Origin of the sequence: Massilia pinisoli, from assembly GCF_024753285.1 — a bacterium.
Taxonomy (GTDB): Bacteria; Pseudomonadota; Gammaproteobacteria; order Burkholderiales; family Burkholderiaceae_D; genus Telluria; species Telluria pinisoli.
On record NZ_JANUGW010000041.1, the window covers coordinates 1 to 10756 of the forward strand.

At 65.4% G+C, this 10756-nt stretch carries 8 protein-coding genes; 3 read left to right on the forward strand and 5 right to left on the reverse strand.

Features of this window, described 5'->3' with window-relative positions:
* Positions 1-128 precede the first annotated feature (128 nt).
* The 3 genes from NX784_RS28415 to NX784_RS28425 all read right to left on the reverse strand — a co-directional run bounded on the left by NX784_RS28415 (position 129) and on the right by NX784_RS28425 (position 2644).
* The gene (locus NX784_RS28415; RefSeq protein ID WP_258820033.1) at positions 129-479 is read right to left on the reverse strand and encodes a hypothetical protein; all 351 of its coding nucleotides are present in this window, start codon (positions 477-479) and stop codon (positions 129-131) included.
* 538 nt (positions 480-1017) lie between these two features.
* Entirely contained in the window at positions 1018-1416 is a 399-nt protein-coding gene (locus NX784_RS28420; RefSeq protein WP_258820034.1) for a hypothetical protein, read from the reverse strand.
* A gap of 208 nt (positions 1417-1624) precedes the next feature.
* Positions 1625-2644: a LacI family DNA-binding transcriptional regulator gene (locus NX784_RS28425; protein WP_258820035.1), complete on the reverse strand. Its 1020-nt coding sequence runs from the start codon at positions 2642-2644 to the stop codon at positions 1625-1627.
* Between the two features lie 233 nt (positions 2645-2877).
* Here NX784_RS28425 and NX784_RS28430 point away from each other — a divergent pair, with 233 nt between their 5' ends.
* The 3 genes from NX784_RS28430 to NX784_RS28440 are packed head-to-tail and all read left to right on the forward strand — an operon-like array spanning position 2878 to position 6657.
* The gene (locus NX784_RS28430) at positions 2878-4215 is read left to right on the forward strand and encodes a GH1 family beta-glucosidase (protein ID WP_258820039.1); all 1338 of its coding nucleotides are present in this window, start codon (positions 2878-2880) and stop codon (positions 4213-4215) included.
* A gap of 50 nt (positions 4216-4265) precedes the next feature.
* Complete coding sequence (locus NX784_RS28435; protein WP_258820036.1) at positions 4266-5306, forward strand: glucokinase; 1041 nt, start codon at positions 4266-4268, stop codon at positions 5304-5306.
* The gene (locus NX784_RS28440; protein ID WP_258820037.1) at positions 5293-6657 is read left to right on the forward strand and encodes an MFS transporter; all 1365 of its coding nucleotides are present in this window, start codon (positions 5293-5295) and stop codon (positions 6655-6657) included. Before NX784_RS28435 ends, NX784_RS28440 begins: the two co-directional genes overlap by 14 nt.
* A 49-nt stretch (positions 6658-6706) precedes the next feature.
* On the opposite strand, the gene NX784_RS28900 is transcribed toward NX784_RS28440, so the two are convergent.
* Both NX784_RS28900 and NX784_RS28450 read right to left on the reverse strand, forming a co-directional pair.
* Positions 6707-8665: a methyl-accepting chemotaxis protein gene (locus NX784_RS28900; protein WP_307736201.1), complete on the reverse strand. Its 1959-nt coding sequence runs from the start codon at positions 8663-8665 to the stop codon at positions 6707-6709.
* A gap of 345 nt (positions 8666-9010) precedes the next feature.
* Positions 9011-10621, reverse strand: coding sequence for an MFS transporter (locus tag NX784_RS28450; protein ID WP_258820038.1), 1611 nt, complete (start codon positions 10619-10621; stop codon positions 9011-9013).
* Positions 10622-10756: the final 135 nt, after the last annotated feature.

Here is a 10756-nt window from a genome sequence, read left to right on the forward strand (position 1 = left end):
GGCCGAAACCGCCCTGTCACGACCGAACGTTGCCCCCCGGGCTGACCTTCGAAACAGACGTATTTAAAGACGTCAAATGCGATGTTTGTTGAGCTCTTCCGGCACTCAGTCGAATGACGCCCAGGACCTTATCGCTTCTGGGCCTGTCTCTGCTCTTCGTAGATTTTGTCGGCTCGCTCGCAACTACCTGCATACGGAACGATATGCTCGGCAGGATCGAAATCGAAGATCGAGCGCCAAGGGTCTACATCTGTATAAACAATCATTTTTCCCATATTAGCCGGGTCGGCACGACGGGGGCCAGCGCCAATCAGGGCCTGATCGTCTTTGGTGTTTAGATCGCTGTCTCGATCAAAGAGTAAAAAGCCGAGAGAAGTTTCGCCCTTGTAGGCCTCGGGTCGAGGACGTTGCATTCGGTATATCGACGCCTTTTTCCCTGACTCCGCAATTTTTGAGACAATTTTTTTTTGGACTTCCACCTGGGAATACAGTATTCCCGTTCACATACGCCTGAAGCAATTTCCCGCTTTCGTCGTAATCCGCCGATATGTTCCAGCGCCAAATATAGTAATGACATAAATCAATGTCATAAATATATTTTTCGACATTTGGAGCCCCAGCTTTGATCCCTAGCGTTGCGTGACCTTCTTCGACAAACGTGTGCCGCAAATCTGAACGGGAAGTACCGAGTGGGAATCTGGCCCGGACAAGCGACGTCATGTCGTCGAGCGTTGATATCGAGTCGAACGCGAACGAGGGATCAGCCGCGACTGGCATTGTGGTGCCGCATAAAACAAGCCATAGGGCACAAAGGATGGACAAGCGCTTGGTCACTCTGGCGAAAAACAACGAAATCTTCATGTGCGCTTTCGTGTGTTCGGAGGCTGCTACGCTACCAGATAAGCCTGTTCTAAAATGCGCACTTTGTCACAGGTTGACCGTCCGCTCGTGGCCGATCTCGGCCTTAGATTGTACGACCGGACCCGACCCGAAGCGGACGACCGCACGGCGCATGTGTCAGCTAGCGGACCATCGTTTGATCGAGCGCGTCAGCTGCTCAGTGTTAATCAAAAGCCTGGGATTCAGATACCAGTGTAAGAAACGTAGAACCACGCGCTTCTGCTCTGCCGTGCAACGATGCTTAAAGTCCAGGTATGTGATCTGACGGTTCTTCGTACGCCCGAACTCAGCTAATGCGTTAACCGTGTAATCGTGGACAAGCAATGACGGTTTATTTCCGTTCCGTGCACACCATGCCATGTAGGCTGGTACTGCAATATACAGATCAACGGTCTCGCTAAGCTCCGATACGTTGGCGTTTTCCTCGATGAAGGAATCGGAGAGCGCCGCAGTGCAGCCCGGAAAAGCTTCTGCGATCTCAACGAGTAGCGCTGGATCGTGGACAGAAGGGTCCATCGATTTCTCCGGTATAGCAGGTGTGCTGCTGCACGCTCCTGGCCGGCGTGTACCCGACTGAATGCGCAGCCGAAAGCAGACGGTCGATATGGCTCAGTGTACGAACTAGTTGCCAATAAGACAGGTCGCGTTGTGCTTAGCACGTTGTCGCGGACTTCATTAGTTTGTGGCGAACTTTGTCAGTGCCGGGCACAGTCCCGCGCCGGCATCAGTCGATGCGATTGACGGACTCGCGCACGACGAGGTTCAGCTGCGGCACCTCGATGTCGAGCATCTCGTGCCCGATCATCTTGACGATGGCGCGGCCCAGGCACTTGCCGACGTCGAACAGCGGCTGGCGCACCGTCGTCAGTGGCGGCGTCGTGTACATCGAGCTGTGCAGGTCGTCGAAGCCGATGACGGAGATGTCTTCCGGCACGCGGATGCCGCGGCGGTACAGCGCGAGGCGCGCGCCGTATGCCGTCAGGTCGTTCGCGCAGAAGATCGCGGAAAAGCGCTGGCCCGATTCCAGCAGGCGCTCGACCGCGAGCAGGCCGCTCGATTCCTGGAAGTCGCCGCCGACGATCAGCTGCTGCTGCTCCTTGATGCCGTGCTTGGCCAGGGTGTCGCGGTAGCCGGCCAGGCGCGCCAGGGCATCCTGGTGGTCGGACGGGCCCGTGATGAATGCGATGTTGCGGTGGCCCTGTCCGATCAGGTAGCCCACCGCCTCGCACGCGCCCCAGTAGTTGTCGAGGCAGAAGCCGTACGCGCGCGGCGAGCTCAGGTCGCGGCCGAAAGCGACGATGGGTACGCGCTGCGACAGCTTGAGGATCTGCGCATCCTTCAATTTCCCGCTCAGGATCACGAGGCCGTCGACGCGGCGCGCGATCAGGAGTTCGATGCGCTCGGCCTCCTCGTCCGCGTGCCAGTGGCCCGAGACGATCAGCGGCGCGTAACCCGTGCCTTGCAATGCCTCGTCGATGCCGGCCATCGCGTCGGCGAAATAACCGGAGACGAGCGACTGCGTGAGCACCCCGATCGTGCGCGAGCTGCCCATCTTGAGGTTCTGGGCGAGCACGTTCGGCTTGTAGTTGAGCTTTTCGATGACGCTCTCGATGGCCTGGCGCTTTTCCTCCGACACCTTGGCGGTGCCGTTCAGGAAGCGCGAGACCGTCGCCGCCGACACGCCCGCCACCCGGGCGACTTCGTGGACGGTGACCATCGGCGAGCTGCTGGAATCCTTTTTCATGCGTGTCGGCCTGCGTAATCGAGGCGGCGGTGCCGCGAAGCTCGTGAATATACACCAGGACATGCAGGTTTGACATGTTGTCGAACGACTTGCAGGGAAAAAATCTATTTGACACCCGGCCAATCGCACATGTACGATGAAATCGATTTCAAAACATTTGAAACTGGATGCGTCACGCGCCTCGCGGGCGCCGGCTGCGCATCGCTTTCACCCACAACGACTACAACCGCACCATGACCGATTCCATCCGTTTTCCTTCCAACTTCACGTGGGGCGTCGCGACGAGCGCCTTCCAGATCGAAGGCGCCTTTGACGCCGACGGCAAGGGCCCTTCGATCTGGGATACGTTCTCGCACAACCCCGCCAACATCATCGACGGCACCAATGGCGACGTCGCCTGCGACCACTACCACCGCTACCGCGACGACGTGGCGATGATGGCGTCGCTGGGCGTGGATGCCTACCGCTTCTCGATGGCGTGGGCGCGCGTGCAGCCGACCGGCAAGGGCGCATGGAACGAGGCGGGCTTCGATTTCTACACGCGCCTGCTGGATGCGCTGGACGAAAAAGGCATCGCCGCGCACATCACCTTGTATCACTGGGATCTGCCGCAGGGCCTGCAGGACGACGGCGGCTGGATGTCGCGCGACACGGCGCACCGCTTCGCCGACTACGCGGCCGAAGTGGCGCGCCGCTACGGCAACCGCGTGGCCAGCATCGCCACCCACAACGAGCCGTGGTGCACGGCGAACCTCGGCTACGGCAACGGCCAGTTCGCGCCGGGCGTCGCCGATAAAAAACAGGCGATCCAGGTGTCGCACCACCTGCTGCTGTCGCACGGCCTGGCCATGCAGGCGATGCGCGCCGTGAACCCGACCTGCCAACTCGGCATCGTGCTGAACCAGTGGACGGCGGAACCCGCGACGGACAGCGCCGCCGACCGCCGCCTGGCCGAACTGGAATGGGCCAACTCGATCGAGTGGTTCATGGACCCGATCTTCAAGCGCCGCTATCCCGCGCTGTCGCTGGAAGCCCACGGCGAGAACGCGCCGGTCGTGCACGCGGGCGACTTCGACATCATCGCCCAGCCGCTCGACTTCCTCGGCGTGAACTACTACCGCCGCGAAGTGATGAGCGCGGAAGTCCCGCCGCGCAAGCCCGAAGGCGGCCTCGGTTTCACGGACATGGGCTGGGAGATCTACCCGCAGGGCCTCACGGACCTGCTGGTGCAGCTGAAACAGGAATACCCCGGCCTGCCGCCGGTGTACATTACGGAAAACGGCATGGCCTCGGTCGACACGGTCGAAGGCGGCCAGGTCGATGACGCGCAGCGCCTGGAATACGTGCGCACCCACCTCGTTGCGCTGAAGGCCGCGATGGATGCGGGCGTCGACGTGCGCGGCTACTTCCTGTGGAGCCTGATGGACAATTTTGAATGGAATTCCGGCTATGCGAAGCGTTTCGGCATCGTGTACGTCGACTACGCCACGCAGCAGCGGACCCCGAAGGCGAGCGCCCTCTGGTACCGCGATTTCATCGCAGGCCAGCGCGACACCCTGCGCGCAGCCTGACCCGCCGCGGGCAACAAGAACAGGAGACCGAGGTAGACATGAGGGACAACATGGATGATGTGCTTTTCGGCGGCGCCCGCCTGCTGGCCGATATCGGCGGGACGAACGCCCGCTTCGCCTTGCAGCGCGGCCCCGGCCGCATCGAGGAAATCGCGACGCTCGCGTGCGCCGCGCACGCGACCTTTACGGACGCCGTGCGCGCCTACCTGGCCGGCCATCCCGGCGCCGCGCGTGAAGTGCGCCACGCCGTGATCGCGATCGCGAACCCGGTCGAAGGCGATTTCGTCAAGATGACCAACCACCACTGGCAGTTCTCGATCGACGCGGCACGCCGCGACCTCGGCCTCGACACGCTGCTCGTCGTGAACGACTTCGCCGCGCTGTCGATGTCCGTGCCCGGCCTGCCGGACGCGGACCTGCAGCAGGTCGGCGGCACCCGCGTCAATCCCGATGCCGTGATCGGCGTCGTGGGCGCCGGAACGGGCCTCGGCGTCGGCGGCGTGATTCCCGACGGCGGCCGCTGGACCGTGCTGCCCAGCGAAGGCGGGCACGTGGCGTTCTCGCCATCGAACGCGCGCGAACAGGCGATCCTCGCCTACTGCTGGACCAAGTGGCAGCACGTGTCGGCCGAACGCCTGATCTCGGGCCCGGGACTGGCGACGATCCACGAGGCGCTGTGCGCCATCGACGGCATCGCGACGGAGGCACTGGAACCCGCGCAAGTCGTCGAACGCGGCCTCGCGGGCGACCAGGTGTGCGCGGAAGTGCTGGACGTCTTCTGCGGCGCGCTGGGCACGATGGCCGCGAACGTGGCCGTCACACTGTGCGCGCGCGGCGGCATCTACATCGGCGGCGGAGTCGTGCCGCGCCTGGGCGACTTCTTCGCACAGTCGTCGTTCCGCGCCCGCTTCGAGAACAAGGGCCGCTTCACCGACTTCTGCAAGCAGATCCCGGTGTACGTGATCCACGCGCCCTACCCGGCCCTGGCCGGCGCCGCCGCGATGCTGGACCAGCAGCTCGTCGACGCCCGCGTCGCCGCCCAGCGCGCCCCGATCGATTCCGTCACGGCATCCGGCCATGCGCACGCCTGACCGCATCCGCCACCCGCTGCTGTGGGTACCCAGCGGCTACTTCACGATGGCGCTCGGCTACGTCATGCTGACGAGCGTCACCGCCATCATGTTCAAGAACATCGGCATGGACAACGCGCGCGCCGCCGCGTATTCGAGCATGCTGATCTTCGCGTACACCGCGAAGCCCCTGTTCGCGCCGATCGTCGAAATGTACCGCACGAAGAAGTTCTTCGTCCTGTGCATGCAGGTGCTGATCGCCGTGGGCTTCGCCGGTGCCGGCCTTGCGATGAGCATGCCCAACTGGATGGTACTGATGCTGGCGCTGTTCGTGCTGATGTCGTTCATCGGCGCGACGCAGGACATCGCCAGCGACGGTGTCTACGTGACGTCGCTCGACACGCGCACGCAGGCGCTGTACTGCGGCGTGCAGAGCCTGTCGTGGAACTTGGGGCCGATCGTCGCCTCCGGCTTCCTCGTCTACCTGAGCGGCCGCCTGCACACGGAAGTGTTCCACCACGACCCGAAAGTGTTCGGGCCGGACTGGATGGACGCGTGGCGCGTGATCTTCTTCATCGTGGCCGCCATCGTCATCGTGATGGCCGCGTGGCACGCGCGCGTGATGCCCGACGGCGCGCGCGCGGAAAACACGCCGACGAACCTGCGCGGCGCGGGCCACATCCTATGGGATTCGTTCGTCACCTTCTTCCAGAAGCGCGACGTGTGGAAGATGATCGCGTTCGCGTTCCTGTTCCGCGTCAGCATCGGGATGCTGGAAAAGATCGGCCCGTTCTTCATGGTCGACTCGGCGGCGAAGGGAGGCCTCGGTCTGTCGAACGAGCAGCTGGGGATCATCTACGGCACGTGGGGCCTGATCGCCGTGCTCGTGGGCTCGCTGCTGGGCGGCATGTTCGTCGCGAAGCGCGGCCTGAAGCGCACGCTGTTCATCCTGTGCTGCGCCGTCAACATCCCGAACCTGACGTTCCTCGCGCTGGCCGTCGCCCTGCCGTCGGATCCTTGGACGATCGCGGCCGGCGTCATCATCGAAAAATTCTTCTTCGGCTTCGGTTCCGTCGGCTACATGATCTACCTGATGCAGCAACTCGCACCGGGCAAGTACACGACGACGCATTACGCGTTCGGCACGGGCCTGATGGGGCTGTGCATGCTCGTCACGGGCATGATCAGCGGCGTGCTGCAGGAGTACCTGGGTTACGTCAGCTACTTCGTGGCCGTCATGATCGCGACGATCCCGTCGTTCCTCGCGACGTGGTTCGCGCCGTTCCACCACGACGACGGCATGGGCGCGGACAGCGGCGTCAAGGCGGCTGCGGCGGCGAACGATCCGAACGTGAATCACCACGCGGCCTGAACGCCGCGGCGTCATCACCGGCCGGGCACTGCCCGGCCTTTTTTTCGTCTTACGCAGCCAGCCGCAGCACGCGGTCGTCGTCCGTGCGGAAGACGCTCACGGTGCGCGCCAGGTTGCGCGTCTGTTCATCGAGGCTCGCCGCCGCAGCTGCAGCCTGTTCCACCAGTGCCGAGTTCTGCTGGGTGGTGTCCTCCAGGTGCACGATGGTGTCGTTGACCTGGTGGATGCCCGCCGCCTGCTCGCGCGACGCCACGACGATCTCCGACACGATGCCCGACACGCGCTGCACGCTGGCCAGGATGTCGTCCATCGACGCCCCGGCCTGGCCCACCAGCCGGTTGCCCGCCTCGACGCGCACAACGCTTTCGTCGATGAGGTGCTTGATCTCCTTGGCTGCCGCCGCGCTGCGCTGCGCGAGGCTGCGCACTTCGCCGGCGACCACCGCGAACCCGCGGCCCTGCTCGCCCGCGCGCGCCGCCTCGACGGCCGCGTTCAGCGCCAGGATATTCGTCTGGAACGCGATACCGTCGATGACGGCGATGATGTCGACGATCTTGCGCGCACTGTCGTTGATCGCGTCCATGGTCGCCACCACGTCCGTCACCACCTGGCCGCCGCGCCGCGCCACGTCGGACGCCTGGCTCGCCACCTCGTTCGCCTGGGCGGCGTTCGCGGCGTTCTGCTTGACGGTGGCCGTGATCTCTTCCATCGACGCCGCCGTCTCTTCCAGGCTCGATGCCTGCGATTCGGTGCGCGACGACAGGTCCGCGTTGCCGTTCGCGATGTCGCCCGCGGCCGAGCCGATCGTGTCGACGCTGACCCGCACTTCGCGCACGATGCCGCGCAGGTTGTCGTTCATGCGTCCCAGCGATGCCAGCAGGCGCGCCGTCTCGTTGCGGCCGCGGGCGTCGATGTCCGCCGTGAGGTCGCCGGCGGCGACCCGTTCCGCGATTTCGACGGCGTTGTTCAGCGGCCGCGTCACGGACCGTGCGATCACGGCGAGGATCATGCCACCGAACGCGAACAGGCCGACGACGGCGGCCAGCATGGCGAGCCGCGTGTGCCTGAGGGCGGCGATCCGGGTGTCGAGCAGGCCGTCGAACTGCGCCGTCGCCTTGGCGGCAAATGCGTACTGGGCGTCGATGGCGGCCGTCGTGCGCTTGACGTAGTCCGGTCCGGAGAACGTCAGGGCATCCGCTTTCACGATCTGTTCCATGGCGAGCGCCATTGTCTGCTGCGCCTGCTCGCGCATGTCGCGCATCGGGGCCTCCAGCGCCGCCGCCAGCGCGGGGTTGGCGCGCGCGGCCTTGGCGAACTGGCTCGTCGTCAGGTGCAGGCGGTCGGCGACGCGCGCCACGATCGCGGACAGGGCGAGCCGGTCCTCCGCGGTGGCGGTGTGCGTGGCCAGCAGGCCGGCGCCCTTCGCCCGCATCTTGCCCAGCTCTTCCGACAAGTAAGGCAGTTGGTAATAGATGGACTGGATCAGCTGGTAGGAATCGGCGTCGGGGTCCAGGTTCAGCCCATGGTGGTCGGCCACCTGATCCTCGACCTCGAGCAGCTTGGGCACGAGGGCCGTGTGCATCTCGTAATTCTCGGGAACGGTGATTGCGCCCGCGGCGACGCGGCCGCGCAGCGTATCCCAGTCGCGCTGCGCTTCCGCCCACGCCTGGTCGAGGCGCGCGTCGTGGATGCCGGCGACGATCGCCGCCATGGCCGCGAAGTTGGCGTCGACCTCGCGCTGCTTCTGTTCGCGCTTCGGCACCGCCTCGGCGACGCCGCCGACGGCCAGTGCGGCCAGGCCGCGGTGCTGCTGCGTGGTCTGGATGGTGTCCAGGATGGTGGCCACCGGCTTGCGCGCCTCGGCTTCGAGTTCCAGCGCGTCCAGCGACGCGCCTGTCGCCTGCAGGTAGAGGGTGGCGGGAATGGCGGCGATGACGATGCCGACGCCGCTGAGGATGGCGAATTTATGCCAGAGCAGCAATTGCTCGAGGCGCCGTTGTAAACCCATGATGATTCTCTGCGATTGAATGAGGGGATACGGCCGCGGCCGTACGTGTTCTATATCCGTACGGCAACAATAAATACATTTGGTGAGAATTGCAATGTCGATCGGCGCGATCGGACGGCGATACGACACATTCCCGCGCCGATTCAGATCGGATCGGTGGCGAGCCTGGAGCGCCGCACGGGCGCGCGGACGCCGTAGCGCTGCGCCGATTGCAGCACGGGCGACTCGGCCCCCGGAGGCGCATGCGGCGCGATCACGATGCTGCGCAGGCGCCGACCCGCGCCGACGGCGCCGACGATGCCGAGCTGGCACAGGTCCGGCGGGCCGGCTGGCCCACCGTCGTCGTCAGCGGGCCGGTGCGGCCGCCTCGCCCACCAGGCCCTGGATCTCTTCCAGCCGGCGGCCGCGCGTGTCGATGCCGTTGCGTGCCAGCAGCAGCGCCGCGATGGCCATCGGCAGCGCGATCACGAGCGCCGCCAGCGCCACGTTGCCGAACAGCCCGACGACGCCGAAGCCGGCGCCGAGGATGCCGCCCAGCTTGGAACCGGCGGCGATGACGCCGGAGCCCGTCGCGCGCAGGTGCACGGGATAGATTTCGGACGCGTACGGGATCAGCGTGGCGATGACGCCGCTGGCCGAGACGAGCAGTGCGACGGTCGCGACGACCATCGCCGCCGTCGACGCGATGCCGGCATACCCGAGCAGGAAGAAGCCCAGCAGGCTTGCGCACGACAGGCCGATGAAGGTCACGAGCGTCTTGACGGTGCTCCAGCTGTGGTACAACCAGATCACGACGAGCGTGCCGGGCAGCGCGAACAGGGCGGATTTCGCGAGCAGGCTCGTGGCGGTCGCGGCGTCCATGCCCATGGCGCGCAGGTTCGTCGGCAGCCACAGGAGGAAGCCGAAGTTGACGAGGCCCCAGGCGACGCCGGCGACACCCATGCCGATCGTCAGCGGGCCGTAGCCGCCCTGAAGCAGCGCACGCATGCCGACGGGGCCGTGATCGCCGCCGGGGCCGTGATCCGCCGCGGCACCGTCGTCCGCGTCGACGACGCCCGCGAATTTCGCCAGCACGGCGCGTGCCTCGGCATGCAGGCCGTTCGTGGCGAGGAAGCGCGGCGATTCCGGCAGCAGGCGGCTCAACAGGATGATGATGGCGCCCGTCGGCAGGCCCAGGAGCCACAGCACGCGCCAGCCGTAGTGCGGTTCCAGCAGGCTCGCGGCCCAGGCGGCGACGAGGTAGCCGGCCGAGTTCCCGAGCCCGCCCAGCGCGACGAGCAGCCAGCCGCGGTGCGCGGCCGGGATCATCTCGGCCATTAGGGTGAACGTGATCGGCAGCAGGCCGCCGGCCGATGCGCCCATCAGGAAGCACATGGCGAGGTTCCAGTTAAACGACGGCATGGCGCCGCAGATGGCGGTCCCTATGAACATCAGGGCGGACAGCAGGATCGTCGCGCGGCGGCCGAAGCGGTCGGCGATGACGCCCCAGAGCACGGAGCCGACCGTCGTCCCCGTCAGCGCGACGAAGGCGAGCAGGCCGGCCGATTGCTTGGCCAATTCGTATTCCCGCGTCATCCCCGGCATGACGAAGCCCAGCGTGGCCGGCTTCATCACGTCGATCGTCAGCGCGACCACGAGGACGGCGACGAGATACCAGTGCTGGCGGTTCAGCGGGATGCCGTCGGCGACGTGGAAATGCAGGCCGCCGCGCGCACCCGTGCTCGCGCGCAGGCGCGCCATGCGGGGCATCAGTCCGTAGGCTGCCAGCAGCAGCCCGATGGGGATCATGGCCATCCCCGCCAGCATCATGGCGTCCGTCTCCATGCCGACCATCCGGTACCCCATGTGCGAGGCGCACACGAACATCGGAATGTGCGCCAGCACGCCGGCCACGATGGCGGCCGTACCGGCCCAGAACGCGAAGGGATGATGCAGCGAGAGGCCGTTGGATTTCATGCTGTGCTTCTGACTGAGAGGGACAACGCTGCGGGGCAACGGATAGCCTCCGAGTATGCCCGGGTCCTCGGGTAAACACAAGCACGGGCGGAGGACGCCGCCCGCACCACGACCGGGCACGGCACCCCTTATTTT

Excerpts from the sequence above, each read along its gene's own strand:
- NX784_RS28425 (WP_258820035.1), bottom strand. The coding sequence starts at position 2,644 with ATGAAAAAGGATTCCAGCAGCTCGCCGATGGTCACCGTCCACGAAGTC.
- NX784_RS28450 (WP_258820038.1), bottom strand. The coding sequence starts at position 10,621 with ATGAAATCCAACGGCCTCTCGCTGCATCATCCCTTCGCGTTCTGGGCC.
- NX784_RS28440 (WP_258820037.1), top strand. The coding sequence starts at position 5,293 with ATGCGCACGCCTGACCGCATCCGCCACCCGCTGCTGTGGGTACCCAGC.
- NX784_RS28435 (WP_258820036.1), top strand. The coding sequence starts at position 4,266 with ATGGATGATGTGCTTTTCGGCGGCGCCCGCCTGCTGGCCGATATCGGC.
- NX784_RS28430 (WP_258820039.1), top strand. The coding sequence starts at position 2,878 with ATGACCGATTCCATCCGTTTTCCTTCCAACTTCACGTGGGGCGTCGCG.
- NX784_RS28420 (WP_258820034.1), bottom strand. The coding sequence starts at position 1,416 with ATGGACCCTTCTGTCCACGATCCAGCGCTACTCGTTGAGATCGCAGAA.
- NX784_RS28900 (WP_307736201.1), bottom strand. The coding sequence starts at position 8,665 with ATGGGTTTACAACGGCGCCTCGAGCAATTGCTGCTCTGGCATAAATTC.